Consider the following 25,310-nt stretch of genomic DNA (forward strand, 5'->3'; position numbering starts at 1 on the left):
TGATGGTTCTTCCCAAAAATCCTATTCTTTGTTAAGGTATTCTTTTGTAATTTGTTGTCATAAAATCAACTGGTCACTATCATGAAAGACGACAAAGACAAAAAACCGGGCAATTCAAGAAGAAAATTTATCAAGCAAGGAGCAATGGCTTCCTCTATTTTCATAGTTCCCAGGCATGTTTTGGGAGGAGTAGGGTACGTTGCGCCCAGTGACCGTTTAGCCTTGGCGGCCATCGGTGCCGGAGGCAAAGGAGCCAGCGACATCAAGAACGCCTCGGTCAACGGTCGCGAAAAAGTAGTTGCACTCTGTGACGTCGATTTTTCAGGTTCGGCCAAGCGGTCAGTAGAAAATTTTCCGAAGGCCAAGTTATTTGACGACTACCGTGTGATGTTGGACAAAAAGAAAAACATCGATGCGGTAACGATCTCTACGCCCGATCATGTTCATGGTCCGGCCGCCAAATATGCTATGGAACGCGGCATTCACGTTTATGTTCAAAAACCGATGACACATAATATCAGGGAAGCTCGAATGCTTACCGAAATGGCCCGTGAAAAGAAGATAGTGACCCAAATGGGGAATCAAGGAGGTTCGAATCCACTTTTGAATATGGTACAAAATTGGATCGATACCGATGCGGTCGGGGCCATTTCAAAAGTCCAGGTATGGACCAACCGCCCCGTATGGCCCCAAGGAGGCGCAATGCCCGCTCCTGACCCAAGTTCAAAGCCATCGGCACTAAATTGGGATCTATGGTTGGGGCCGGCGCCGTTCAAGGAATATACTCCTAATCTACATCCTTTTAGTTGGAGAGGATGGTGGGATTACGGCACAGGGGCCCTTGGCGATGTCGGATGCCATTTGATAGACATTCCATTCCGCACTTTAGGCCTTAAATATCCGACCGATGCCGAATGTAGTGTGGGGTCGGTGTTCTCTCAAATGTGGAGTCCTGATTATCACCCTGAAGGCTGTCCTGCCTCTTCGTTCATCACATTGCATTTCGATGCGACCGAAAAAAGCAAGTCGCCCATAGAAATGACGTGGAGCGACGGTGGTATTCGTCCTTCACACCCAGATATCATTCCCGCCGACCATGACATAGGAGGAAAGAACAGTGCGAACGGTGTATTGATAATCGGTGAAAAAGGAATCATTTCGACGAACATCAACGATAGCTCTCCGATTATGCCGAAGCTGTATTTAAACGACGGCACTACCGACTTTGGCCCCGAAATCGAGGATAACGAGGAACCCGAATATGGCCACCAACGTAAATGGGTCGATGCCTGTAAGGCAGGCTTCGGAAGTGAAGAACATTTAGGTTTGACTTCTTCCTTCGATTATGCCGGACCTATGACCGAGACCGTATTGATGGGCAACTTGGCCATTCGCTCGTATTTGCTCCGCAGGGAAAACGAAAAAAACCAAATGGAGTTCTTCGGCCGCAAAAAATTGTTATGGGACGGCGAAAATATGCGCATTACCAATCTTGAAGAAGCCAATCAATTTGTTGGAAGAACCTACCGTGATGGGTTTGTTGTTTAATGATATGGTCAAGAGTGGCGTTATATGCGCGTTCCTCCTTTGAAGATTATAATGAAAAGCTTAGTTTTTATCTTCTAACATAGGTACGAAACGAAAGACCCCTAATTCCTTTTTCTCGAACTCCTTCTCAGATGTTCGTATATATAGAGTCATGGTTTGGTCATCTTCGCCCACGGGTATAACCAACCTGCCCCCCATTTTCAACTGCGACAATAGGGATTTCGGGGTCTCAGGCGCTCCAGCGGTCACAATAATACCATCAAAAGGGGCTTCTTCGGGCAAACCTTTATAACCATCTCCGAAGATGGACTTTTTAGGGCGATAACCCATTTTCTTGAAAAATATATTTGTCTTTTTAAAGAGCTCTATTTGACGTTCAATGGTAAAAACCTTGGCTTTCAATGCCAATAATATTGCTGTCTGGTACCCGCTTCCGGTACCTATTTCTAAAATCTTATCCCCCGGTTCTACCTGCAAAAGCTCTGTTTGAAAGGCGACAGTATAAGGTTGTGAAATAGTCTGTTCAGCACTAATGGGAAAAGCTTTGTCCTGATACGCATGGCCTTCAAAGCTACTGTCCATAAACAAATGACGGGGAACGGCACGGATGGCATTCAATACTTTTTTATCGCTTATTCCTTTGGCAATCAACAATTCTGCCAACTTATTGCGCATACCACGATGCTTCAATGTATCTTTCAAAGGTTTGGTTTTTTTGAATTCCAAAGTTAGGGAAGTAATTCAAATAAAAATCAAAACAAAGTTTGCCGAACTACGTTTACCGTATCAAAATGTCGTCAACTTTCACTGCCGGGCCTTCATCGCTATGGCCAAAAGAAGCTACTAAACCTAAAGGCATGGACCGTTTACTCTTAACAATTATGTATTTTTGGGCAAAATAAAAATTATGCTTAAAGTAGGGGTCTTGGGTGCCGGCCATCTCGGTAAGATTCATTTGCGCCTTCTGAACGAATCGACCAAATATGAACTTATCGGTTTTTACGATGCTGACGAGATCAACGGCAAAAATGTAGCCGCCGAATTCGGTTATACCTATTTTGACAATATCAACCAGCTCATCAAAAGTGTTGATGTTGTAGATATCGTTACCCCTACCCTTTCCCATTACAAGTGCGCGAAAAAAGCGATGGAACAGGGCAAACACGTGTTTCTCGAAAAGCCCATTACCAATACCCTCGAAGAAGCAAACGAGTTGTTATTGCTGGAAAAAAAGTATCGTGTAAAAGGTCAAGTGGGCCATGTCGAGCGTTTTAATCCCGCTTTTAAGGCCGTCAAGGAGAGTATCAAGGATCCGATGTTCATAGAGACCCATAGATTGGCAGAGTTTAATCCGAGGGGTACCGATGTTCCGGTAGTATTAGACCTTATGATCCATGATATCGATGCCATTCTAAGCGTGGTCTCGTCTGATGTAAAACAGATCAATGCGAGCGGGGTTTCCGTAATAAGTAAATCTCCTGACATTGCCAATGCACGGCTTGAATTCGAAAACGGATGTGTTGCCAACTTAACGGCGAGCCGTATATCGCTGAAGAATATGCGCAAGTCACGCTTTTTTCAAAAAGACGCCTATATATCGGTCGATTTTTTGGAAAAAAAAGTGGAGGTCGTCAAAATGAAGGATGCACCCGAAACCATTGGCGATTTTGATATGGTCTTGCAGAATGCCGAAGGAGAAAAAAAACAGATCTATTTCGAAAATCCTGAGATTTTTGAAAACAATGCTATTTTAGATGAGCTCGAAACATTTGCCGATGCCATTAACAATGATACGGTTCCTGTGGTAACATTGGAACAGGGTACTGCGGCACTAAAGGTAGCATTGGCTATAATCGAATCTTTTTAAATCATATTCGCATGCAAACAATTGCAGTTATCGGAGCAGGTACCATGGGTAATGGTATCGCACATGTTTTTGCCCAAAGCGGGTTTCAGGTCAACCTTATCGACATTTCGCAGAAATCTCTTGATACAGCTCTAGCGACAATATCTAAGAACCTTGACCGTATGGTGGCCAAAGAAAAAATAAATGAAACTGACAAGTCCGCTACCTTGGCAAATATTACTACGAATACGATACTCGTAGAAGGGGTGAAAAATGTTGATCTTGTCGTTGAGGCGGCCACCGAAAATATCGAACTGAAGTTGGCCATTTTCAAGGAATTGGACGCAGCATGTGGGGCAACGACCATTTTAGCGACCAATACCTCCTCAATTTCCATAACCCAGATCGCCGCAGCTACAAATAGGCCCGAAATGGTAATCGGCATGCATTTTATGAACCCCGTGCCCATTATGAAACTGGTTGAGATCATCCGAGGATATAGCACTTCGAACGACACCACAAAAGCGATCATGGAACTTGCTGAAAAATTGGGCAAAACCCCGACCGAGGTAAACGATTACCCGGGTTTTGTGGCCAACCGCATTTTGATGCCCATGATAAACGAGGCTATCGAAACCCTATATAACGGGGTTGCGGGGGTTCAAGAAATCGATACCGTCATGAGATTGGGAATGGCCCACCCAATGGGCCCCTTGCAATTGGCGGATTTCATAGGTCTCGACGTATGCCTCTCGATTCTCAATGTCATGTACGAGGGTTTCAAAAACCAAAAATATGCGCCTTGCCCTTTATTGGTCAATATGGTCAGGGCAAAGAAATTAGGTATTAAATCGGGCGAGGGTTTTTATGATTATTCAGCGTCGCGTAAAGCTGAAATTGTTTCCGAACAGTTCAAATAAGAATTATGGCCGTTGTTAGACCGTTCAAGGCAATACGCCCTAAAAATGACAAGGCATCATTTGTCGTCTCACGCTCGTACGAAGATTATTCAAAAAAAGAACTGAACGCTACTTTAAAGTTTAATCCGTTTTCGTTTTTACATATTATCAACCCTGGATTCAAATTCGATAAAAAGGTCGTTGGAAACGAACGCTTCAAATTAGTTCGGAATAGGTACCTGGAGTTTTTGGAGGAGGATGTTCTGATGAAAGACGCCCAAGACTGTTTCTACCTGTATCAGATTGAGAAGAACAATTTCAGTTGCTGTGGTCTTTTCGCGGCCACCAGCGTTGCGGATTATCGAAATGGTGTTATCAAAAAACATGAGGACACCATAAGCCGACGCGAAAAACTTTTTGCAAACTACCTTCAAACGGTCAAATTCAACGCCGAACCGGTCTTGATGACATACCCGGACACCGATTCCATTGCGAAAATTTTCGACCAAGAGAAACAACGGTCTCCCGAATACCACTTTACCACCACTGATAAGGTTACGCATAGGCTCTGGCCAATCTCAGACGAAAAGATCATACGCAAAATAAAAGATGAGTTCGCCGATATAAACGCCCTTTATATAGCCGATGGCCATCATCGATGTGCGTCCTCAGATTTGTTGGCCAACATTAGCGAAAAGGCAAACCCTGAACATTCGGGCAAAGAACCTTACAATTATTTTATGGGGTATTTGATTCCCGAATCCGAAATTTATATATATGAGTTCAACCGAATGGCAAAAGACCTGAACGGATTGACCAAAGAGGAATTTTTGGTTCGTCTCGATGAATACTTCCGCATTCAAAACAAAGGTGTCATACTTTACAAGCCCACACGGAAACATCATTTTGGGATGTATCTAGACGGGGAATTCTATTCCTTATACTTAAGAAAGAAAGCGTACGCTTTTACCGATCCGTTGAGCGAACTCGATACGCAAATATTGTATAAAACCATCCTTGAACCCATTTTGGGTATTACAGATCTGCGAAATGATAAACGTATCACCTATGGATATGGCAAACACAATGTATTAAGGATGAAGGATGAAATCGATAAGGGCAACTACAAGGTTGGTTTCACCTTGGTACCATTAACAATGGATGAAATCAAGGATATCGCCGATGCCAACCTGGTCATGCCCCCTAAAAGCACTTATATCGAGCCCAAGTTGAGAAGTGGATTGGCCATTTATGAATTAGAGTATAAAAAGAATCGAAATTTAACTGTGAAATGACGATAACCGATAATCTGGCAAGAATAAAAAAAGGGCTGCCCCCGGGTGTTGAACTCGTTGCGGTATCGAAAACCAAGCCTGTTGAAGATATACTTAGGGCCTATAACAGTGGTCATTTGACCTTCGGCGAGAACAAAGTACAGGAGATGGTTTCAAAATGGGAACAATTGCCCAAGGATATTCAATGGCACATGATCGGGCATCTACAACGAAACAAGGTAAAATATCTGGCCGAATTCGTATCGTTGATCCATGGTGTTGATAGTCTTAAACTTTTAAGAGAGATAGACAAACAGGCCAAAAAACATAATCGGGTCATCAAATGTCTTTTACAGGTGCATATAGCGGAAGAGGATACAAAATTTGGTTTCGACCCCGATGAGCTGAATGAACTTGTTGAATCGAAAGAGTTACCGCAGTTGCCAAATGCCCAGATAGTGGGTCTAATGGGTATGGCTACGTTCACTGAAGACCAGTTACAGATTAGAAGGGAATTCAAAGCCCTCAAAAACCTGTTTGACGCGGTGAATGCCCAACTACCTGAAATATCGATACTTTCCATGGGTATGAGCGGTGATTACGAAATCGCCATCGAAGAAGGCAGCACAATGGTCCGCATCGGAAGTAGTATCTTTGGTTCTAGAAACTATAGCTAACCTATCGTCTACGGTAACATGTATTGAACAAAAAGCAATGTATTCGATTCTTGATATAGAGACAACAGGTGGAAAGTATAACGAGGAAGGCATCACCGAAATCGCCATCCATAGATTTGACGGGCATAAGGTAATCGATCGATTCATAAGCTTGGTCAATCCCGAACGTGAAATACAGCCATTCGTAGTCAATCTTACCGGCATTAACAATAAGATGCTGCGAACGGCCCCTAAATTTCATGAAGTGGCCAAGAGAATCGTTGAAATTACCGAAGACTCGGTATTAGTGGCCCACAATTCGCAATTCGATTATCGAATTTTACGTACCGAATTTAGGCGCTTGGGGTATAATTTCGAACGTAAAACGCTCTGTACGGTGGAGCTTTCCAAAACATTGTTGCCAGAAGCCGAATCTTACAGTCTCGGCAAATTGGTGCGTTCGTTGGGCATTGCGGTAAGCGATAGGCATAGAGCCAATGGTGATGCATTGGCGACGCTAAAATTGTTCAAACTATTATTGGCCAAAGACAGCGACAAATCCATACTCAAGACCGTTGTACGAAAAGAGGCCCACGGCGAGCTATCTGAAAGGCAACTTGATATCGTGGAACGAATGCCCTCTGAAACCGGTATTTATTATATGCATAATAAGGATGGGGAAATAATCTACCTTGCCAAAAGCAATAACATAAAAAAAAGGGTAAATCAACATTTCACCCAAGAAGGAAACCGGGCACGCAGATTACAAAAGGAAACCAAAAAGGTGACCTTCGAAAAGACTGGAAGCGAACTCGTGGCCATTCTTAAAGAACAGGAAGAGTTGCGGCGCAACTCGCCCAAGTTTAATTCACATACAAAACAACGGCTTTATAGCCACATAATGTTGGCCGAAGAAAATGATCGAGGCTACATTTGTCTGCAAATCGCTAAGGCGACCCCAACAAAAAAGGGCCTAATGACTTTCAATGGTATTCATAGTGCCATTAACTTCCTTGATAAATTAAACGAAGAATTTACATTGTGTCCCGAACTAAATGGTCTTGCCGGGACCGGTGCGAATGACCCAGGGCATAATCCTGAAAAATGTAACGGGGCGTGTTCGGCCCAAGAACCCGTCGAGCAGTATAATGCTCGAGTTGAATCTGCACTAAAAAAATATAGCTCGAACGGAAAGAGTTTTGTTCTTGTAGACAAGGGGCGTGAAATTGGTGAATACAGTGCCATTCTTATCAAAAATGGTATTTTTAAGGGATTGGGGTACTACGACCTTAACCATCAAATCAATAATATTCATATCTTAGAATCATTGATTACCCCGATGGAGAGCAACGAAAACACCGCTCACATTATCGACTCGTACCTAAGAAAAAGAAAGGTCATCAAGAAAATAGAATTAGACATAGTTTGAAAGACGATAAATCTGATACTGGATGGAGAAGAAAACTCCATGAGGTAATATACGGTACACATACCCCTGCAGGAAAACTGTTCGATATTCTTCTGCTTGTTCTTATACTTTACAGCATTATCGTCGTAATGCTTGAAAGCGTTCCTCGATTTGACACTAAGTACCATGAATTCTTGAACATCTCTGAATGGGTGGTCACCATTCTATTTTCCATAGAGTATATTCTCAGGGTAATCTGTATCAATAAGCCTAGAAAGTATATTTTCAGTTTTTTTGGTATAGTCGATCTATTGTCCACCATCCCGAAATATCTTTCTTATTTTTTGGTAGGATCGCAATATCTTACCGCTTTCAGGGCCCTGAGATTGTTAAGGGTTTTTAGGATCTTGAAATTGGTCCGTTTCGTTGGTGAGTCGAATAATTTGGTAAGAGCTTTGAAAGCCAGTCGGACGAAAATTTTTGTTTTCGTGTTTTTTGTATTGGTCATTTCCGTACTTCTGGGCACCCTAATGTATCTTATTGAAGGGCCCGAACATGGCTTTAACAGTATACCCCATAGCGTATACTGGACGATTGTTACCTTGACAACGGTCGGCTACGGTGATATTTCACCTGAAACGGCTTTAGGACAGTTTCTTGCCACATTGATCATGATCATTGGATATGGAATAATCGCGGTACCGACAGGAATTGTATCGGCCGAATACGCCTCGGCACAAAACAAGGCCAAAGATTTGGATGAGGGAAGATCTTGTCCGAATTGCAGTGCCGAAATCTATCGCTCCGATGCCGATTTTTGCAGAAAATGTGGGTATGATATAACCGATGAGGCGTGAAGCTGCTACTGGCAATAGTTGGGCCCACTGCCATAGGAAAAACGACCCTTGCCATTGCCTTGGCGAAATATTTCGGAACAGAGATTATTTCGGCCGATTCACGCCAGTTTTACAAGGAAATGAAAATTGGCACCGCAGTTCCTTCAAAGGATGAGCTGGCCGATGTACCGCATCATTTTATTCAGCACAAGAGCATTTTAGAGCCTTATACGGTAGGTGATTTTGAACATGAGGCCATGGCCAAACTCGATGAACTTTTTCGTATCAAGAATATTGCCGTTATGGTTGGTGGAAGTGGACTTTATATTGACGCGATCACAAAAGGTCTTGACAATTTTCCCAAGGTAAGCCCAAAAATAAGGAGCAAACTTAACGATACTTATAAGAAAAATGGTATTAAAGCCCTTCAAGAACAGCTAAAAATCTTGGACCCAACCTATTATTCCAAAGTAGACAGAGCCAATCCGCACCGACTGATAAGGGCCTTGGAAATATGCTTGGGCACAGGTTCGCCCTACTCTACTTTTTTAAACCAAAAAAGAGTAGAGCGCCCTTTCGAGACATTTACCATTGGCATATCTGCCGATAGACCAATAATCTATGACCGTATCAATGAACGCGTTGACGTCATGATCGCCACAGGCCTGATCCAAGAGGCTGAAAGACTATATAAATATCGCTCGTTAAACGCCTTGCAAACTGTGGGTTATACTGAATTGTTCAAATACCTCGATGGGGAGTGGTCTCTCGAATTCGCCATTTCTGAAATCAAAAAAAATACCCGCAGGTTTGCCAAACGCCAATTAACATGGTTCAGAAAGGGCGAAAATACCCTATGGGTAGATTATCAGGATGATATTTCGGGTGCCATTTCCGTTATTGAAAAAAAGCTTGAATCGGCATGAACGAAGCGAACGCAACGATCTTTTTTGTAATGGGTGTTTCAGGATGTGGAAAGTCTACCATTGGGCGATTGTTGGCCAAAAAACTTGACATACCCTTTTTTGACGGAGACGATTACCATTCTAGTGCAAATGTGGCCAAGATGTCAAATGGAAAACCGCTGACCGATGAGGATCGAATGGATTGGTTACGAACACTCAACCAACTGGCTATAGAAAATATGGCCCATGGTGCCGTAATTGGTTGCTCGGCCTTAAAAGAAAGCTATCGAAAACTACTTGAAGATTCGATATTCGAACGCGTGACCTACATATATTTGAAAGGTACTTACGATGAAATACATCGGCGTATGCAGAAGAGAAGCGACCACTTCATGCCAGCAGGATTACTCAAATCGCAGTTTGAAGCTTTGGAACCCCCAATTGAGGCCATAACCGTTTCGATTGCCAATCCGCCGGACATTATTGTTGAAAAAATACTAAGAACTTTAGGCAAAAAATAAGGCGCTCATTAAAAAGAGCGCCCTCGGTAATCTTTGGCAATTATCTTTTTATTCTTCTCCATTCTTCACCACCAACCTAAATCCTTCGCCGTGAATGTTCAAAATTTCCACATCTTCATCAACCTTGAGGTACTTTCTCAATTTTGCAATGTAAACATCCATACTTCGAGAAGTGAAGTAGTTATCGTCTCTCCAAATTTTGGTCAACGCCAATTCCCTCGGCATTAAATCGTTTTCATGAAGTGCCAAAAGCCGCAATAGTTCATTCTCCTTTGGTGAGAGTTTAATCGCATCATTGTCCTTATATTTTAAAAAACGTAATTTGGAATTTAAGTGAAAGTTTCCGATTTTAAATTCGAATTTCTTGCTATCTGCCAACGTATTCGATGCCTTTCTCTGAATTATTGCTTTAAGTTTCATCAAAAGAACTTCAGAATCAAAAGGTTTGTTCAGGTAATCATCTGCACCGGCCTTATACCCTTTTAGCACATCTTCTTTCATGGTCTTGGCGGTCAAAAAGACGATTGGTACATTTTCGTTCTTTTCACGAATTTCCTTGGCCAATGTAAAGCCATCTTTATAAGGCATCATAACATCCAAAATACAGACATCATAATTGTCCTTTTTGAACTTTTCAAAACCTTCCATACCGTTCTTGGCCAATGTAACATCAAAATCGTTCATTGACAGGTAGTCTTTAAGTACAATACCAAAATTGGGGTCGTCCTCGACCAAAAGAATCTTTTTGTTTGCTGTTTCCATAGTTTTTATATTAAGGGCAGTTTAATGAAAAAAGTACTTCCTTTCCCTTTTTCGCTTTCAGCATAAACTTCCCCTTGATGATCTTCAATTATTTTTTTCACGTAGGCCAGACCTAGGCCATGACCCTTGACGTTGTGTATGTTTCCCGTATGTTCTCGATAGAACTTCTCAAATACTTTTTTTAAGACCGCCTTGCCCATACCAGCACCTTGATCCTTTATCTTTATTATGATATTGTTTTTTACAACCTCGGTATAAACATCGATTTTAGGTGCTTGTTCTGAGTATTTTACCGCATTGTCAAGTATGTTCACCAGTACGTTCGTAAAATGCATATCATTGGCCAGAACCTCTGTTCTTTCTGCTTCTAGATGTGTTTCAACATACCCGCCCCTATCGGCTACGATAAGTTCTACATGGGTTATGGCATCATGTATGATGTCGTGCACATCGACCCTGTCCTTACTTATATCAAGCTGGTTCTTTTCCAACTTCGATATTCTCAAAACATTTTCCACCTGGGCATGCATACGTTTGTTCTCGTCCCTTATCATCTGCAAATAACGTATCACTTTATCTTTGTCCTCGATTATCTTAGGGTTTCGAATCGCTTCTACCGCTAGGTTAATGGTCGCAATGGGGGTTTTGAACTCATGGGTCATGTTATTGATAAAATCGGACTTTATCTCTGAAATCTGCTTCTGCCGGATGAGCTGATAGATGGCGCCTGAATAGGCTACCACGATAATCAGGGTAAACAACAGCGACAACAAAGCCATTCTCAGAATGGACCGCAGCAAGAACTTTTTCTTTTTCGGGAAAGAAATCAGCAAATCAAAATTTGAGGCTCCTTCACTGTCCCTGAAAAGCGGTGCCTTGTATATGGTCGATATCGTCGGCTTGAATTTTGGCGATTTGACTTTGGTCGGCAGACCATTGCTGTAAACTCCGTATTCGAAATCTAGCTTCAGATTTCTATTTGTAAGTTCGTTGGCGAGCAACAAATCGATTTCTTGCTTGGAAACCCGTTTATGGATAGGCACTTTCTTCGCATGTTCACTAAAAACATCTTCGAACTGGGCTTTTTCCAATTTTGACCACCCCCCTATCTTTTCAATCTTCTGCAATGGTGTCAACTTGTACGATCGGCCGTCCAAGCCATAATCTTCTTTGAGCGTAACCTTAGTGCGCTTGCTGGAATAATTCTTAATCGTAGTGGTATCAAAACCACTACCGTTATCAAAGAACGTTGAGGTTATATTATAATCTTCTTCTAAAATACCATGCTGATACAGCTCGATCTCATTCGAATTGAGATCTTGCTCCACGTACATGAACGTACTTATCTTACCCGATGTCGGCTCTCCGATACTGTCTTTTACACTGAGATACCTATCGACATAATCCCTTGTTTCCCTTTTCGCGATCTTATCGGTTACCGTTATGAGTACTTCTGATACCGTTCTTGAGAAACTTTCTTCCTTATCCTCGACGGATTGCTTTATCCAGAATCCTTGTACGAAAATTATGCCGATAAGTGAGAGGCTCATCAATATTACCAACAGAATAAACAACCTCTTATTCATCTTCAAGTAAAATTAAAGATTTCGCATATAGCAAATCGTACGTTTAACCTAACCTTAACAAAAATGTTAAAATCTCAAAAACCTAGATATATTCAAGCAGAAGCCTATGTATCTCTTCAGTTTTATCCTTGGTTTTATTGAGGTCGATATTCTCGATTACATAATCGGCCAAGGAAATTTTTTCAGAGTCGTTCAACTGATTGTTGATTCTTGCTAGCAGGTCTTCTTTAGAAATATTATCCCTGCTCAATACTCTACTGATTCGAAGATCGAGCGGTGCGGTGACCAAAACTATCTTGTCGTAAAAATCTTGGGAACCGGTCTCAAAGATAATGGCATTCTCTTGGATTACATAAGGAGAATGTTGCTTCTCACGCCATTTTAAAAAATGTCTGCGTACCGCAGGATGTACTATTGCATTGAGTTTTGCGAGCAGTTCAGGGTCATTGAACACTTTTTGTGCTATATAGGCCGTATTCAGTTTTTTATCATCATAAGCTTTTTGGCCAATGATTTCTATAATCGCTCTTCTCAATTTTTTTGAGGATTTCATAAGCTTTTTGGCCATACGGTCAGACTCGTAAACAGGAATGCCCAATGCCTCGAACTGCTCTGCCACCGTCGATTTACCACTGCCTATTCCCCCGGTCAGACCGACTATCATGGTATACGGTTTAGTATGAATTCGACATGTGATTCACTTAATCTTGCACTGTAAAGGTTCTTTGGACTCTCGACGATCCTGATCGGAAGTACATTCGATGAGCGACCACCTATTTCTTCAAAGTCGCCAACAACCTGAAAATCAGCACTCTCTATACTTTTTAAAAGTTCAATCTTACCTTTCAACAAAACCGACACCTGATCAGGAAACGTTCTAATCTCGGTTCTACTTGGTAGATTGACCACCTTGATAGGTACTTTTATGATCTTTTCCGAAAATCGGGCGACCTTGCCCTTGATCAATACTTTGGTCGCAGAATAGGTCGTATTGACCAACTTGTCAGACTTTTTGACCATAACTTCCTTGGAAAAATCGGTCCTCAAATTGCCTAAATCCAAAGTGCCGGTACGAGCTGCCTCGATGGTATCGATTTCGTTCGCAGGGCCTTTTAGGGTAATGGATTCGGGCGTTATCGATAGCTCGCCGTCCAAAAGGTAATTTTGTGGCAAATTCATTTTTATCGTTGGTTTAACCAATACCTTCTTGCTTTTCAGTTTCCTAAGGTCGAAATAAATCGGGCTATCATCCATTTCCAACAAGGTCATTGAATTGGATAACTGTTTTTCAATTTGCCGACGGTACACCTCTGCAGGAATAAAGGACCTATTGTCTGATCGCTGTAAATTCGAAATATCGATATCGACTTTTTTGCTCTTGACATTGAACCCGAGCAACTGAAAACCACTGGCCCTTAATCTAACATCGACCCTGTTCTTCGTGGCGTCGACCAATAAAAAATCCTTGGGCGTATTTACAAAATTCAACCTAAAAACCGACGAACTAGTGTACATTTCTGAAAGTTGACTGATGAACCAAGCAAGACTTGAACATATTAGGAATATCAAAAATAATTTGACCCTTCGCCTTTTCAGTACTTTTTCAACTTTGCGTATCAAGTTTCCACAATCTTTAGAAGAATAGTTTTGGAAACAATTCTTCGGGAGTTCTTCTACTAAAGTTAAGCCTTATAGTTGACTTAATAAAGCCATAACCGTAACCAAAAAACTGTATGCTAACCGCAATTATCGATAATAACGCTACCCAAAGGTTTTTGTTCTTATGCAGGGCATCTAAAAAAATCAATAAATAGAAAGCAAGGTAAACATAGATCGGCCAATAAATAAGAAAGAAAATCAATAAGAGTGCCAACAACGACCCGGCAGAGAACAAGGTCGGAAACCAATAAGTGATTTTTGCGGTACCCGGGTGCCATTTGTTCAAAATTGGCCTTACCATTCCGAATTTATTTACTTGGATAAAGAATTTGTTCCAATCAATACGACGTTTATGATAAACAAAAGCTTCGGGTATCAATTTGGTGTCATAGCCCTTGTTCCAAATACGTATGGTCAGATCAGGATCCTCACCAGGATGAATGTTTCCGTAACCACCGACATGCTCAAAGGCCGTTTTTGAAATACCCATATTGAAGCTTCTAGGTTGAAACTTACCGACGGAATTCTTATTACCCCGTATACCCCCGGTAGTCAAGACAGATGTCATGGCGTAATTGATGGCTTTCTGCACATTGGTAAAAGTGCAATGGGCCGCATCTGGCCCGCCATAGCAATGAACAAATTCTTTTAAGAGCGACCTCTCGGCTTCCACTAAATATTGGGGCGGTAAAATACAGTCGGAATCGAGCACGACAAAATAATTGCCTTTTGCCCGCTGCATGCCGTAGTTTCTGGAATCTCCCGGACCCGAATTCGGTTTTTGGTAATAGGAAATATTCAGCCTATCACCGAACGACTTGACCACATCATGGGAATCAACGGTAGATCCATCCTCAACAATTACGACTTCAAAGTGTTTTTCATAGCTTTGATCGACAAGACTATCCAATAACTCCCTGATTTCCTCAGGTCTATTGTAAACGGGAATGATAAAGGAAAAGGATAGTTCCATAAAACAACTGGGTATGTGCTGGCACTATTTTAACTTCGTAAAATAAATCCGTAGGCTACGGAAGACCTGGTCAAAATTACTCCGTAAAATTATCCATGACCTCCTTACTGACCCCGGTATTGGAAAAACCACCATCATGAAACAAGTTCTGCATGGTAACCTTTTTGGTCAGATCTGAAAACAACGTAACGGTGTAATCGGCACATTCCAAGGCAGTGGCATTGCCCAAAGGAGACATTTTATCGGCATAGGTAATGAACCCATCGAAACCTTTGACGCCCTGACCGGCAGTGGTCGGCGTTGGTGACTGTGATATGGTATTGACCCTGACTTTTTTCTCCTTGCCGAAAAAATAGCCAAAACTTCGGGCCACAGATTCCAAATAGGCCTTATTGTCGGCCATATCATTATAATCTGGAAAAGTTCTTTGTGCGGCCATATAGGTCAAGGCCACGATACTGCCCCACTCGTTCATCGCATCGGCCTTGAACAATGTCTGCATGACCCGGTGAAACGAAAGTGCCGAGATATCCCATCCCTTATGTGAAAAATCATAGTTCTGATCCGTATAGGCCCTACCTTTTCTAACGTTGACCGACATACCGATCGAATGCAGCACAAAATCAAGTTTTCCGCCCAATATTTTAACCGATTCGTTTACCAAGTTGCCCAAATCATCTTCGCTAGTGGCATCAGCTGGAATTATCTCGGAACCGGTTTTTTGGGCCAATTCCTTTATCTGCCCCATGCGCATGGCGATAGGAGCATTCGTCAACACGAACTTGCCCCCTTCTTCGTGAACGCGCTCGGCAGTTTTCCATGCAATGGAGTTCGAGTCAAGTGCTCCAAAAATAATCCCTCTTTTTCCTTTAAGTAAGTCGTATGCCATGTTATAGGTCTGTTATGGTTTAGATAGCCTCAAAGATATTAAAATTAATTAGGTGTTCCAGCCATGCCAAGATTAGAAATAGCTCAAACATCGACCTCAAAATTCAATACGGTCAGAACTAGTTCAATAACTGCCTAGCATGGGCCAGGGCCGAATCGGAAAGATTCTTTCCTCCCAACATTTCGGCCAATTCAACCACTCTTTCGTCATCGTTCAATCGCTTCACTTTGGTATTGGTCTTATCGGAATCATCATCTTTATACACCTTGAAATGATAATGGCCCTTCGAAGCGACCTGGGGCAGATGTGTTATGCTGAACACTTGCATAGTCTTGCTCATCTCGGCCATAATCTCGCCCATACGATTGGAAATCTCACCCGAAACGCCCGTGTCGATCTCGTCGAACATCATGGTGGGCAAATTCTCATATTTGGAAAGAATCGATTTGATAACGAGCATGATACGCGAAAGCTCACCCCCTGATGCCACTTTTTTCAATTCGCCAAATGCTGTGCCCTTGTTGGCGGAAAACAGGAAAGACAGATCATCTTTACCATTGGCCTTAAAATGTTTTGAAGGACTGATCTCAATCTTAAATTGAGCATTGGGCATACCCAATTGCTTCAAATCAACTTCAAGCTGTCTCTTAAGCTCGGGAATTACCTTGTTTCTTTTCTCTCTCAATAGAAGGGATACCCCTTCGAGCTTTTTCTCAAAGGATTTCAACTCGTCTTGCAAAGTCTCTATTCTTGATTCAAGATCTACCGTGGCACCAACTTTTTCTTGTAGGTCTTGCTTGATCGTCAAAAGTTCTTCAATTGTGGCGACCCCGTGTTTCTTGAACAGATCATGAAGCAACTGCAACTTTGAATTTACCTCTTCCATCAAGATGGGGTTGGCCTCGACTCCATCTTCAAGGGTTGAAAATCCTTCGGCCAAATCGTCAACCTCTATGAAAATGGATTGAATTCTCTCATTCAACTGGCCATAGCGCGAACCAAAACCCGAAAGTTTAGCGGAAACCTGTTTTAGTTCAGATAGGGCACTCAATACCCCCATCTGCTCATCGTTCAACAACCGATACCCTTTTGAAAGCTGCTCCATGATGGTCTCCACATTGCTCAACTGCTCATACTGATCCTCCAACTCTTCTAGAATTCCTGCTTTAAGCGGGGCTTTTTCAAGTTCATCCAAGAGAAAACTATTATAGTCCAGTTCTTTTATTGCATTTGACTGATATTCAATAAGTTGATTCAGTTTTCTTGATGTTTCGTTATAGGCCCGCAGCGAAACGGAACACTCTTTTAACAGGTCTTTATTGTTCGCCAAGGCATCGATCAGTCTTAATTGAAAGTCGTTTTCGGCCAATTGAAGGGTTTGGTGTTGCGAGTGTACATCGATCAACCGATCGCCCAGCCTCGAGAGAATATCCAATGTAACCGGAGTATCGTTGATAAAGGCCCTTGATTTTCCGCTACCGAGAATCTCGCGCCGAATGATCGTTCGGCCTTCATAGTCTAGATCGTTTTCCTCAAAAAACGGTTTTAGCACATAATTTTGAATATCGAACTCTGCCTCGACAATACACTTTTGTGATGTATCGCGCAAAGTGGAAAGATCGGCCCGGTTACCGAGCACCAAGGATAGCCCTCCCAAGAGAACGGATTTTCCCGCACCCGTCTCTCCGGTAATTACCGTAAAGCCTTTATCGAACCGAACATTCAGGTGGTCGATCAAGGCATAATTCTTAATGGAAAGGTTTGCAAGCACGAATAAAAATTAGTGCCGTAAAGATAATGAAGTAATGTAAAATCGGGTCAATATTTTATTTCGTTCCAAGTGGTGGAATATAAGGGAGCGACATTGTTCAGGGTTTCCTTGAGCTGCACGATATCCACCTTTGGGCCGTCGGAAAATATATTACGTATTTCATCCGATTTGGCATCAAAGAACGTGGAAATCAAAAATGCATTGGGCCTTCTCTTGATCATCGTTTCAAAAAGCCTCATCGTACCGGCCACAACTTGTTTTCCGGTACTGTTGTTGTCACCCAAGATATCGAGTCCCTTTCTGTGATAATTGTACATGGCGACCCGATATTCGCGATAGGTATTCGACATCAGATTGTCTATCAAATCGAATCGACTACGGTCATTATCAGCCGTATGGCTCCATCCAACGGCATTGTTTCCCTGAGCCTGGGTTACGATTTTCTGTGCGGTTCGAAAGTACTCTGTTCCTCCTTCCAAAGCAAAAGTATCGGCATCCAAGCCTAAAATCACATAAACATAATAGGCGATGACGCTCACTAAATTCGATTCATAAACATTTTCGTTAAAGACCAAAGGCTGGAATTCAATGTACTCAAAGCTCAGTTTGTTGTCCTTATAGTTGAAAACAGGCGATTCATATGAAGTATTATAAACAGGCCGCGAAGATTGTATCTGTAACGTTCCCCTAAAGCGGTTCGATTCAAATTCCGTAATCGTGATGAACATTTGTGCGTTGACCCGTTCGTTTTCCTTATAGACGCGATTGGTCCATTTATTCTTGTTGACAAGATCGTTCAATGAGCGCTCAAGGGTTTTGAAAATCTGTTGGTTGGTCTGCGAAACCTGGTCCGAATTAACAGTGACCACACAATTCAGCTCTTGGGCACTAAGGCCAAGTACGCATAGGAAGCAAAAAAGTGCTGAAAACAAGCTACGCATTGAGTCTTTCGAGAATTTCATTTAAAATGTCAAAGGCAACCGCCTCCTTGGTTTTTAAATCAAACGGTTTTATCTGCAAATTCTTGTCTATAAAGGTAATTTTATTGGTGTCGCCACCAAAACCGGCACCAGAGTCGTTCATTGAGTTCAAAACGATGGCATCGAGGTTCTTTCTTTTTAGCTTGCCCTTGGCATTTTCAATTTCATTTTCGGTCTCTAGGGCGAATCCGACCAAAAATTGTTTTTTCTTTATCTCTCCTAAGGATAATAAGATGTCCTTGTTCTTGACCAATTCAATGGAAAATCGGTCCTCCTTTTTCTTTATTTTCTGGCCCGCTACCTCTTTCGGACGGTAATCGGCCACGGCAGCGGCACATATTACAATGTCTGAATCATTAAAATGATCATGTGCGGCCTGAAACATTTCTTCCCCCGATATCACATTGATCAATGTGACGTCATCGTTTTCGATGGATAAATTTGAAGGCCCGGAAATCAATACGACCTTGGCACCAAGATTCGCTGAGACTTTGGCCAATTCGTATCCCATTTTACCCGAAGAGTGGTTTCCTATAAAGCGAACCGGGTCTATCGGCTCATACGTCGGTCCGGCGGTGATCATTACCTGCTTTCCCTTTAAAGGAAGTCCTTTTGAAAGATAATCCTGCAGAAAACTTACGATATCCTCGGGTTCGGCCATTCGCCCTTCGCCAATCAACCCGCTAGCCAGTTCACCGGAAGTAGCGGCAATCATGGTGTTTCCATAGGATTGCAATTTTTCGAATGAAACTTTGGTAGACTTGTGTTTGTACATGTCGAGATCCATCGCAGGGGCAAAAAATACGGGACATTTTGCAGAAAGATAAACGGCAAGTAAAAGGTTATCACAAGTACCATTGGCCATTTTAGAAAGTGTATTGGCGGTGGCCGGGGCAATGAGCATCAGATCCGCCCAAAGACCGAGTTCCACATGATTGTTCCAATCGATGCTGTTATCTTCCTCTTTTACAAAAGAGGTAAGCACAGGGTTCTTGGATAATGTGGCCAAGGTCAATGGCGAAACAAAAGAGCTGGCACTCTCTGTCAAGATTACCTTGACATTCGCACCAGCTTTTATCAGTAAACGAACGAGAAACGTTGTTTTATAGGCGGCAATCCCCCCGGTAATTCCTAAAAGGATGTTCTTTCCGCCCAACATAAATTCTAAGCGTCTTTCTCGGTATTCCTGTGGTAGATTTTATCGTTTAACCACTCTTCTACCGCCATTGCATGTGGTTTGGGCAATTTTTCGTAAAACTTTGAAACCTCGATTTGTTCTTTGTTCTCGAACACTTCTTCAAGACTGTCACTATAAGTCGCAAACTCTTCAAGTTTTTCCAAAAGTTCTTTTTTGATCTCGGAATTTATTTGCACCGCCCTTTTTGCGGTTATCGAAATCGCCTCGTAAATATTCTCGGTCTTTTGATCAAACTCGTTTCTATTTACCGTCACGGTAGAAACAGGTGCTTTTGAATTTTTTAGATCGTTCATTATTGTTGTGATTGTTTTTATTTTGATACTTCGGTATAACCTTGCGAATCGCGCTCTATTCTTTCAAGCCATTTATCGGCCTGCTTTCCATAAGCGGTTTCTGGATATTGTTTTTTTAGCTTCAAATAGGCGGTCTTTGCATGCTCCAGCCTTTCTTGTTTTAAGCGCTCAGAACTATTCAGGGCCAGTCTCGAAGCGGCTTCCAATTTGTAGAAAAGTGCCGCCTCTTGATAAATGGAACCTGGGTTGTCGGATACAAAATTGTCGAATGCCGTCACCGCGGGTGTCAAGAAGGTATAATCGAATTCACCTATCTTATTGAACTGTCTTGCTATCTCAAATGCTTTTTTCTCCTTCTTAATGGTCAACTCCTTTGCCATTAAATTCGCCTCTTCGAAAAACTCGGAATCCGGATAGGTATTGATAAAGGTTTGAAGTTTGGTCAACGCCTTATCGGTATCTGTTTGGTCCAATGAGTATTCGGGCGAAAGCTCATAGTAACTTGAAGCTCCATAGAAAGCGGCTTCGAGTACTTTTTCACTTTTAGGATACGACTTGATAAAACGCTCGAACTGATACCCTGCCATGTTATAGTCCTTTCGCTGAAAATAAGTTTCGGCCAAAAAAAACATCACCCGCTCACCCTGGGGTTTGCCTATGTATTTTGGAGCGATCTGTTCGAACAAACGATTCGAACGTTTAAAGTCTTCTTCTTCGTACAAACTTTGGGCAAGTTCATATTTCGCTTTAATATCTTCATTTTTGAGCACTTTCTGATATTCGCTGCAAGAGCCCAAAAACAGGATTAGGGATAAAAAAAGAAAGAGTGGCTTCATTTTAAAAAACATTTTGCAAAATTACGGATAATCAGCCGATTAAAAAAACAAAATCAATCCACTAAAATAAGTCTTAATGAATACAGAACAACGCTTTTGGCTAAGATTTAACGTTAGGCGCACTATCTCAATAAAAGTCAGTGAAAATGTGCCTTCGAACGGTTTAATTCTCGATTGGCCGGCACGGCCACTAAGAGTGTACTTTGACAAACGGTTTAACGAAAGTTTCGATTTTTTGTTTCAAATGCGCAGTGGCCTCGACCAAAGGTAGTCGAACCGTGGCCCGCGAAAGGCCGAGCAATTCAAATATCGCTTTTATACCTGCCGGGTTTCCTTCCTCAAAAATCAAGCTCATACCTTCTTTAATGTCGGATTGCAATTTTTGGGCGGCATCAACTTCACCGGCTAGACCCAAACGTATCATCGTACTTAGTTCTATCGGCAGTCCCTGCCCCAAAACTGAGATTACGCCAGAACCACCACTTAAAACCGTGGGCAATGCTGTGGAGTCATCTCCGGAAATTACATGGAAACTACTCGGTTTCCTTCCAATTATTTCGGCAATCTGATCCATATCGCCCGAAGCTTCCTTTATGGCCACGATATTGGCAAAATCATTGGCCAAACGCAAGGTGGTCTCCGGTGACATATTACTGCCGGTTCGACCAGGAACATTATACAAAATTATCGGTATCGGCGAAGCGGCGGAAATAGCCCTGAAGTGCTGGTAAATACCCTCTTGTGTAGGCTTGTTGTAGTAGGGACTAACCGACAATATGGCATTGAACGCGTCTAGATCCAATGTCTGCAATTCGTCTATAATGGCCATTGTATTATTACCCCCAACACCTAATACCAAGGGCAAACGACCTGCATTTGCGGCGATAACGGTATCGATGACCAATTGTTTTTCCGTTTTAGTAAGGGTGACCGATTCGCCGGTCGTACCCAAAACGACCAAATAATCAACGCTACCATCGATACAATATTCCACAATGCGTACGAGTGCATCGGTATCTACCGAAAAATCTTCTTTGAACGGGGTAATCAAAGCAACACCGGTACCCACAAGCTGTTCCATACCTTTAATTCTTTATTTCGTCAAGTACGTATAAATACTTTTTCAATTCAGACTTGAATGTTTTAAAATCGTTTATCGGAACGTTAAGGATCAAATCGTTATAATGCTGGTCAACATCTTTGAAACCAACCCTGAAGCGTGCCTTGGTCTGTATACTCATCAATTGGATCAACAAATTTTCCCCGGTATAATAATTTACCAACAAATCATATTCCCTACTTAAAAACTCAAGCGCATAACTGTTCTCTATGGCTCCGTTCCACCCAAGGTCCTTATCTGAAAAAACAGGGGTCGAATACGGTGAATTCTTATCGTAATAACTTTTATAGCCAATAATCTTGACGGCGTTGGGCCTCAGCGAATATTCTTCCTGAAACTGATAAAAAAGGTCGGTGTCTTCGAACTTGTCCATATCTACAATGCAACCAACGGATTTAATACCATGACTACGATCAACCGCCCCTATCGGTTTGCTAAGTTCCTGTTTTAAGAATTTAAGTCCAGATTTGTACTTTAACTTATCTTTTATTCCCTTAAACATGTATTTTTACGTTTATAAGCTCACTTACAAATGTAAAGAATATCCCTCTGCAATCTGCGGCTAAGATAAAAAGGAGATTGATTTTAAAAATGAAACATTTTGTTATAATCATAACATTTATTGGGTTGTGTTCCTGCAAACAAAGTCCATATGCCTTGACCGAAATCGAGGCCCATCAATTAAGTGTCGACAGTACCTTGGTCGCAAATGATTCGATCGAAGGTTTCATACTACCTTATCACAATCGAATCAATGAAGTCTTGGACAGCACCCTTGCTTACGCACCAACAATGATTACCAAAGATGATGGTAAGTACAATACAACGGCCGGCAATTTAATGGCCGATATTGTCTTTGAAGCGGCCAACCCCATTTACAAAGCAAGAACCGGTAATGAATTGGATTTTGTACTATTGAACCATGGTGGCATTCGTTCGATCATTTCGAAAGGAAAGGTTTCGGCCAGGACGGCTTTTGAGGTAATGCCTTTCGAAAACACGATCGTTGTTGTGGACCTAACCGGGAAATCGGTCGAAAAACTCGTAAAATATCTAATGAACTCAAAAAGGGCGCATCCGATTTCGGGTATTCAGGTCGTACTGAACAAAAGTGGTGCGCTGAAATCGTTCAAAATACAGGGCAAACCTTTGGATACGGAACGCACCTATCATATAGCGACTTCCAACTACCTTGTTACCGGCGGCGATAATATGGGTTTCTTTAAAGAAGCCGTCCGCATTACGGATACCGACTACTTGATACGAAATGCCATGATCGATCATTTTAAAAAGGTTGATACGATCGCGCCCAAGATTGACGACCGTTTCTATAAACTCGGCATATAAATGGATAGAAGGACTTTTTTAGATCGCACCTCGACAGCTTCCTTATTTATCGGTTTGGGAGGATTATCAGTTGCTTCCTGTAATCAGGAAACTGTCAAAAAAATCACGATTCTGCACACGAACGACGTGCACAGCCATATCGACCCCTTCCCCAAGGACCACTCACAATTCGCCAACCTAGGTGGACTGGCACGCAGGGCCAGTTTGGTAGAAAGTATACGCCAAGAAAATCCGAATACCTTGCTTTTCGATGCCGGGGATATTTTTCAAGGTACACCCTATTTTAATTTTTATGGCGGCGAGCTCGAGTTCAAGTTAATGAGCAAACTTAAATACGATGCGGCCACCATCGGAAACCATGATTTTGACAACGGGGTTGAAGGATTGGCGGCGCAATTACCGCATGCCAAATTCAAATTGCTCTCTGCCAACTACGATTTCACCAATACCTTGATGGCAGGACATGTAAAACCATGGGAAACCTATTTCGCAGATGGTATTAAAGTGGGAGTTTACGGGCTAGGCATTCAGTTAAAAGGCTTGGTATCGGAGTCTCTTTTCAAAGAAACCAAATATGTTCATCCCTACCCCGTAGCGCAGGATATGGAGCGCATTTTAAAAACCGAAGAAAAATGTGACCTCATCATCTGTCTTTCGCATATCGGCTACGAATACAAAAACGAAGATAGGCCCAGCGACATTAAATTGGCGACCAAGACGAAATATACCGACCTGATCATCGGTGGCCATACCCATACTTTTTTGGAAAGGCCGACCGTGGTAAAAAATCAGATCGGAAATGATGTACTCGTCAACCAAGTTGGCTGTTTTGGAATTAATTTAGGCCGGGTCGATTTTTATTTCGATGCAGCAAAGAACATATCCGCTAACGGAACCCGAATAATAGTTTAAAACAAACCCGTATTATGAAAACCAAAGCATTACTCGCAATCATTACCGCAACCTGTTTTTTTAGCTTCGCACAGCACCAGAATGCAAATCGACAGTACTATCAGCTCAAAGTGTATTCATTCGATACCGATGAGCAAATGAAAAGAACCGATGCCTTTTTAAAAGATGCCTTTATGCCCGCACTCAAGAAATTGGACATTGGCCCGATCGGCGTTTTTAAACCCAGGGCTACCGATTCGGTCACCCCTAAAAAAACCTATGTTCTGATTCCCTTCAACTCATTGGTGCAATTCGGTCTTTACGAAGATGCCATCATGGACGACGAAAAGTTTCAAAAGGATGGAAGTGCTTATCTGACTGCAGCCCACGATAAGGCGCCCTACAACCGAATTCAATCCATACTGATGCGGGCATTTGTAGAAATGCCGATCATGGAACCTTCGAAACTCGACGGGCCTCGAAAAGACCGTATTTATGAGCTAAGGAGTTACGAAGGGGCCACTGAGGACCTCTATCGTAAAAAAGTGGATATGTTCAATGCCGGTGGGGAAGTAAAACTGTTCGATCGGTTGGGTTTCAATGCGGTTTTTTATGCCGAAGTATTGTCCGGAAGTCGAATGCCCAATTTGATGTACATGACGACCCACGAAAACCAAGAAATACGAGATACCAATTGGAAAAATTTCGTAGACTCGCCAGAATGGGGCAAATTGAAGGTAATGCCCAAATACCAGAATACCGTTTCGCGCAACGAACAGACCTTTCTTTACCCTACCGAGTATTCCGATTATTGATATAGAACAAATTCGACCAACGTTTGAAGTTCTTGTTCCAAAGTAATTTTCGGAAAAGGCCTTCCGGCCCTGCGGTACCAATAGCCGGCGTTCCATTCATCGCCTTCCTTTCGGTGCAGATAGGCATGGATCCAACTGCCGAGAGTACTTTGCATTTCTTGGGCAATATCATGTGAGGCTTCCCAATCGCCTTTGGCTTCATGCCATAGGGCTTTTAGGCCTTCGGGCCAGTTATTGGAAGGGTTTTGCTCGGATAACGAATCTTGAAACTCGGAATAATTCTCGGGCAGCTCCATA

27 protein-coding genes are annotated in these 25,310 nt (G+C 42.3%); 12 read left to right on the plus strand and 15 right to left on the minus strand.

The window, feature by feature from the left end; translation table 11 throughout:
* The first annotated feature begins 81 nt into the window (after positions 1 to 81).
* A complete protein-coding gene (locus ACEZ3G_RS11840; RefSeq protein ID WP_432425701.1) occupies positions 82 to 1,548 on the plus strand; it encodes a Gfo/Idh/MocA family protein in 1,467 nt (488 codons plus the stop codon).
* 60 nt (positions 1,549 to 1,608) lie between these two features.
* Here ACEZ3G_RS11840 and ACEZ3G_RS11845 read toward each other — a convergent pair whose 3' ends face one another.
* Positions 1,609 to 2,250, minus strand: coding sequence for a protein-L-isoaspartate(D-aspartate) O-methyltransferase (locus tag ACEZ3G_RS11845; protein ID WP_432425702.1), 642 nt, complete (start codon positions 2,248 to 2,250; stop codon positions 1,609 to 1,611).
* 205 nt (positions 2,251 to 2,455) lie between these two features.
* On the opposite strand from ACEZ3G_RS11845, the gene ACEZ3G_RS11850 reads away from it, so the two are divergent.
* Genes ACEZ3G_RS11850 through ACEZ3G_RS11885 form a run of 8 tightly spaced genes read left to right on the plus strand, consistent with a single transcriptional unit; the run spans position 2,456 to position 9,893 of the window.
* Positions 2,456 to 3,415, plus strand: a complete 960-nt coding sequence (locus tag ACEZ3G_RS11850) for a Gfo/Idh/MocA family protein (protein ID WP_432425703.1) — start codon at positions 2,456 to 2,458, stop codon at positions 3,413 to 3,415.
* 11 nt (positions 3,416 to 3,426) lie between these two features.
* A complete protein-coding gene (locus ACEZ3G_RS11855) occupies positions 3,427 to 4,314 on the plus strand; it encodes a 3-hydroxybutyryl-CoA dehydrogenase (protein ID WP_432425704.1) in 888 nt (295 codons plus the stop codon).
* Positions 4,315 to 4,319: 5 nt separating this feature from the next.
* The gene (locus tag ACEZ3G_RS11860) at positions 4,320 to 5,588 is read left to right on the plus strand and encodes a DUF1015 domain-containing protein (protein WP_432425705.1); all 1,269 of its coding nucleotides are present in this window, start codon (positions 4,320 to 4,322) and stop codon (positions 5,586 to 5,588) included.
* Complete coding sequence (locus tag ACEZ3G_RS11865) at positions 5,585 to 6,244, plus strand: YggS family pyridoxal phosphate-dependent enzyme (protein WP_432425706.1); 660 nt, start codon at positions 5,585 to 5,587, stop codon at positions 6,242 to 6,244. Before ACEZ3G_RS11860 ends, ACEZ3G_RS11865 begins: the two co-directional genes overlap by 4 nt.
* Positions 6,245 to 6,281: 37 nt before the next feature.
* Entirely contained in the window at positions 6,282 to 7,652 is a 1,371-nt protein-coding gene (locus ACEZ3G_RS11870) for an exonuclease domain-containing protein (protein WP_432425707.1), read from the plus strand.
* Positions 7,649 to 8,488 carry an ion transporter gene (locus ACEZ3G_RS11875; RefSeq protein ID WP_432425708.1) on the plus strand — a complete coding sequence of 280 codons (840 nt, stop codon included), beginning with the start codon at positions 7,649 to 7,651 and terminating at the stop codon, positions 8,486 to 8,488. Before ACEZ3G_RS11870 ends, ACEZ3G_RS11875 begins: the two co-directional genes overlap by 4 nt.
* Positions 8,485 to 9,393, plus strand: a complete 909-nt coding sequence (gene miaA / locus ACEZ3G_RS11880; protein WP_432425709.1) for a tRNA (adenosine(37)-N6)-dimethylallyltransferase MiaA — start codon at positions 8,485 to 8,487, stop codon at positions 9,391 to 9,393. The genes ACEZ3G_RS11875 and miaA overlap by 4 nt, the downstream gene beginning before the upstream one ends.
* Complete coding sequence (locus ACEZ3G_RS11885) at positions 9,390 to 9,893, plus strand: gluconokinase (protein WP_432425710.1); 504 nt, start codon at positions 9,390 to 9,392, stop codon at positions 9,891 to 9,893. The genes miaA and ACEZ3G_RS11885 overlap by 4 nt, the downstream gene beginning before the upstream one ends.
* Before the next feature lie 48 nt (positions 9,894 to 9,941).
* Here the strand turns inward: ACEZ3G_RS11885 and ACEZ3G_RS11890 are convergent, their stop codons facing one another.
* The 13 genes from ACEZ3G_RS11890 to ACEZ3G_RS11950 form a co-directional block, all read right to left on the minus strand.
* Positions 9,942 to 10,655 carry a response regulator transcription factor gene (locus ACEZ3G_RS11890; protein WP_432425711.1) on the minus strand — a complete coding sequence of 238 codons (714 nt, stop codon included), beginning with the start codon at positions 10,653 to 10,655 and terminating at the stop codon, positions 9,942 to 9,944.
* 5 nt (positions 10,656 to 10,660) lie between these two features.
* Positions 10,661 to 12,241: a sensor histidine kinase gene (locus tag ACEZ3G_RS11895; protein ID WP_432425712.1), complete on the minus strand. Its 1,581-nt coding sequence runs from the start codon at positions 12,239 to 12,241 to the stop codon at positions 10,661 to 10,663.
* A gap of 82 nt (positions 12,242 to 12,323) precedes the next feature.
* Positions 12,324 to 12,905, minus strand: a complete 582-nt coding sequence (gene coaE, locus ACEZ3G_RS11900; protein ID WP_432425713.1) for a dephospho-CoA kinase — start codon at positions 12,903 to 12,905, stop codon at positions 12,324 to 12,326.
* On the minus strand, positions 12,902 to 13,756 hold the full coding sequence (locus ACEZ3G_RS11905; RefSeq protein ID WP_432425714.1) for a CdaR family protein: 855 nt from the start codon (positions 13,754 to 13,756) through the stop codon (positions 12,902 to 12,904). Before ACEZ3G_RS11905 ends, coaE begins: the two co-directional genes overlap by 4 nt.
* 118 nt (positions 13,757 to 13,874) lie before the next feature.
* Positions 13,875 to 14,873, minus strand: coding sequence for a glycosyltransferase (locus ACEZ3G_RS11910; protein ID WP_432425715.1), 999 nt, complete (start codon positions 14,871 to 14,873; stop codon positions 13,875 to 13,877).
* Between the two features lie 76 nt (positions 14,874 to 14,949).
* A complete protein-coding gene (locus ACEZ3G_RS11915) occupies positions 14,950 to 15,762 on the minus strand; it encodes an enoyl-ACP reductase FabI (protein ID WP_432425716.1) in 813 nt (270 codons plus the stop codon).
* Between the two features lie 118 nt (positions 15,763 to 15,880).
* Positions 15,881 to 17,533 (minus strand): DNA repair protein RecN, encoded by a 1,653-nt coding sequence (gene recN / locus ACEZ3G_RS11920; protein WP_432425717.1) that lies wholly within the window; start codon positions 17,531 to 17,533, stop codon positions 15,881 to 15,883.
* Between the two features lie 47 nt (positions 17,534 to 17,580).
* Positions 17,581 to 18,474, minus strand: coding sequence for a type IX secretion system protein PorD (gene porD / locus ACEZ3G_RS11925; RefSeq protein WP_432426067.1), 894 nt, complete (start codon positions 18,472 to 18,474; stop codon positions 17,581 to 17,583).
* A complete protein-coding gene (gene coaBC, locus ACEZ3G_RS11930) occupies positions 18,467 to 19,672 on the minus strand; it encodes a bifunctional phosphopantothenoylcysteine decarboxylase/phosphopantothenate--cysteine ligase CoaBC (protein ID WP_432425718.1) in 1,206 nt (401 codons plus the stop codon). Before coaBC ends, porD begins: the two co-directional genes overlap by 8 nt.
* A 5-nt stretch (positions 19,673 to 19,677) precedes the next feature.
* Complete coding sequence (locus ACEZ3G_RS11935; protein ID WP_432425719.1) at positions 19,678 to 20,004, minus strand: DNA-directed RNA polymerase subunit omega; 327 nt, start codon at positions 20,002 to 20,004, stop codon at positions 19,678 to 19,680.
* Between the two features lie 17 nt (positions 20,005 to 20,021).
* The gene (locus ACEZ3G_RS11940; protein WP_432425720.1) at positions 20,022 to 20,840 is read right to left on the minus strand and encodes an outer membrane protein assembly factor BamD; all 819 of its coding nucleotides are present in this window, start codon (positions 20,838 to 20,840) and stop codon (positions 20,022 to 20,024) included.
* Between the two features lie 190 nt (positions 20,841 to 21,030).
* Positions 21,031 to 21,921 carry a 4-hydroxy-tetrahydrodipicolinate synthase gene (gene dapA / locus ACEZ3G_RS11945; RefSeq protein WP_432425721.1) on the minus strand — a complete coding sequence of 297 codons (891 nt, stop codon included), beginning with the start codon at positions 21,919 to 21,921 and terminating at the stop codon, positions 21,031 to 21,033.
* A gap of 4 nt (positions 21,922 to 21,925) precedes the next feature.
* Positions 21,926 to 22,462, minus strand: coding sequence for a DUF6913 domain-containing protein (locus ACEZ3G_RS11950; protein ID WP_432425722.1), 537 nt, complete (start codon positions 22,460 to 22,462; stop codon positions 21,926 to 21,928).
* A gap of 89 nt (positions 22,463 to 22,551) precedes the next feature.
* Here ACEZ3G_RS11950 and ACEZ3G_RS11955 point away from each other — a divergent pair, with 89 nt between their 5' ends.
* Genes ACEZ3G_RS11955 through ACEZ3G_RS11965 form a run of 3 tightly spaced genes read left to right on the plus strand, consistent with a single transcriptional unit; the run spans position 22,552 to position 25,013 of the window.
* On the plus strand, positions 22,552 to 23,307 hold the full coding sequence (locus ACEZ3G_RS11955; protein ID WP_432425723.1) for a 5'-nucleotidase C-terminal domain-containing protein: 756 nt from the start codon (positions 22,552 to 22,554) through the stop codon (positions 23,305 to 23,307).
* Positions 23,308 to 24,219: a metallophosphatase gene (locus tag ACEZ3G_RS11960; RefSeq protein WP_432425724.1), complete on the plus strand. Its 912-nt coding sequence runs from the start codon at positions 23,308 to 23,310 to the stop codon at positions 24,217 to 24,219.
* A gap of 14 nt (positions 24,220 to 24,233) precedes the next feature.
* Positions 24,234 to 25,013: an NIPSNAP family protein gene (locus ACEZ3G_RS11965; protein ID WP_432425725.1), complete on the plus strand. Its 780-nt coding sequence runs from the start codon at positions 24,234 to 24,236 to the stop codon at positions 25,011 to 25,013.
* Here ACEZ3G_RS11965 and ACEZ3G_RS11970 read toward each other — a convergent pair.
* Positions 25,007 to 25,309 carry a hypothetical protein gene (locus ACEZ3G_RS11970; protein WP_432425726.1) on the minus strand — a complete coding sequence of 101 codons (303 nt, stop codon included), beginning with the start codon at positions 25,307 to 25,309 and terminating at the stop codon, positions 25,007 to 25,009. The genes ACEZ3G_RS11965 and ACEZ3G_RS11970 overlap by 7 nt on opposite strands.
* Between the last annotated feature and the right edge of the window lies 1 nt (position 25,310).

Origin of the sequence: Meishania litoralis, from assembly GCF_042611095.1 — a bacterium.
Taxonomy (GTDB): domain Bacteria; phylum Bacteroidota; class Bacteroidia; order Flavobacteriales; family Flavobacteriaceae; genus Meishania; species Meishania litoralis.

Bases quoted from the DNA above. Each gene is read 5' to 3' on its own strand.
- ACEZ3G_RS11960 (WP_432425724.1), top strand. From the start codon at position 23,308: ATGGATAGAAGGACTTTTTTAGATCGCACCTCGACAGCTTCCTTATTT.
- ACEZ3G_RS11940 (WP_432425720.1), bottom strand. From the start codon at position 20,840: ATGAAGCCACTCTTTCTTTTTTTATCCCTAATCCTGTTTTTGGGCTCT.
- ACEZ3G_RS11915 (WP_432425716.1), bottom strand. From the start codon at position 15,762: ATGGCATACGACTTACTTAAAGGAAAAAGAGGGATTATTTTTGGAGCA.
- ACEZ3G_RS11950 (WP_432425722.1), bottom strand. From the start codon at position 22,462: ATGTTTAAGGGAATAAAAGATAAGTTAAAGTACAAATCTGGACTTAAA.
- porD (WP_432426067.1), bottom strand. From the start codon at position 18,474: ATGCGTAGCTTGTTTTCAGCACTTTTTTGCTTCCTATGCGTACTTGGC.
- ACEZ3G_RS11865 (WP_432425706.1), top strand. From the start codon at position 5,585: ATGACGATAACCGATAATCTGGCAAGAATAAAAAAAGGGCTGCCCCCG.
- ACEZ3G_RS11910 (WP_432425715.1), bottom strand. From the start codon at position 14,873: ATGGAACTATCCTTTTCCTTTATCATTCCCGTTTACAATAGACCTGAG.
- ACEZ3G_RS11855 (WP_432425704.1), top strand. From the start codon at position 3,427: ATGCAAACAATTGCAGTTATCGGAGCAGGTACCATGGGTAATGGTATC.
- ACEZ3G_RS11905 (WP_432425714.1), bottom strand. From the start codon at position 13,756: ATGTACACTAGTTCGTCGGTTTTTAGGTTGAATTTTGTAAATACGCCC.
- ACEZ3G_RS11885 (WP_432425710.1), top strand. From the start codon at position 9,390: ATGAACGAAGCGAACGCAACGATCTTTTTTGTAATGGGTGTTTCAGGA.
- ACEZ3G_RS11890 (WP_432425711.1), bottom strand. From the start codon at position 10,655: ATGGAAACAGCAAACAAAAAGATTCTTTTGGTCGAGGACGACCCCAAT.
- coaBC (WP_432425718.1), bottom strand. From the start codon at position 19,672: ATGTTGGGCGGAAAGAACATCCTTTTAGGAATTACCGGGGGGATTGCC.
- ACEZ3G_RS11965 (WP_432425725.1), top strand. From the start codon at position 24,234: ATGAAAACCAAAGCATTACTCGCAATCATTACCGCAACCTGTTTTTTT.
- ACEZ3G_RS11955 (WP_432425723.1), top strand. From the start codon at position 22,552: ATGAAACATTTTGTTATAATCATAACATTTATTGGGTTGTGTTCCTGC.
- coaE (WP_432425713.1), bottom strand. From the start codon at position 12,905: ATGATAGTCGGTCTGACCGGGGGAATAGGCAGTGGTAAATCGACGGTG.
- ACEZ3G_RS11970 (WP_432425726.1), bottom strand. From the start codon at position 25,309: ATGGAGCTGCCCGAGAATTATTCCGAGTTTCAAGATTCGTTATCCGAG.
- ACEZ3G_RS11870 (WP_432425707.1), top strand. From the start codon at position 6,282: ATGTATTCGATTCTTGATATAGAGACAACAGGTGGAAAGTATAACGAG.
- ACEZ3G_RS11840 (WP_432425701.1), top strand. From the start codon at position 82: ATGAAAGACGACAAAGACAAAAAACCGGGCAATTCAAGAAGAAAATTT.
- ACEZ3G_RS11860 (WP_432425705.1), top strand. From the start codon at position 4,320: ATGGCCGTTGTTAGACCGTTCAAGGCAATACGCCCTAAAAATGACAAG.
- ACEZ3G_RS11895 (WP_432425712.1), bottom strand. From the start codon at position 12,241: ATGAATAAGAGGTTGTTTATTCTGTTGGTAATATTGATGAGCCTCTCA.
- ACEZ3G_RS11850 (WP_432425703.1), top strand. From the start codon at position 2,456: ATGCTTAAAGTAGGGGTCTTGGGTGCCGGCCATCTCGGTAAGATTCAT.
- ACEZ3G_RS11935 (WP_432425719.1), bottom strand. From the start codon at position 20,004: ATGAACGATCTAAAAAATTCAAAAGCACCTGTTTCTACCGTGACGGTA.
- dapA (WP_432425721.1), bottom strand. From the start codon at position 21,921: ATGGAACAGCTTGTGGGTACCGGTGTTGCTTTGATTACCCCGTTCAAA.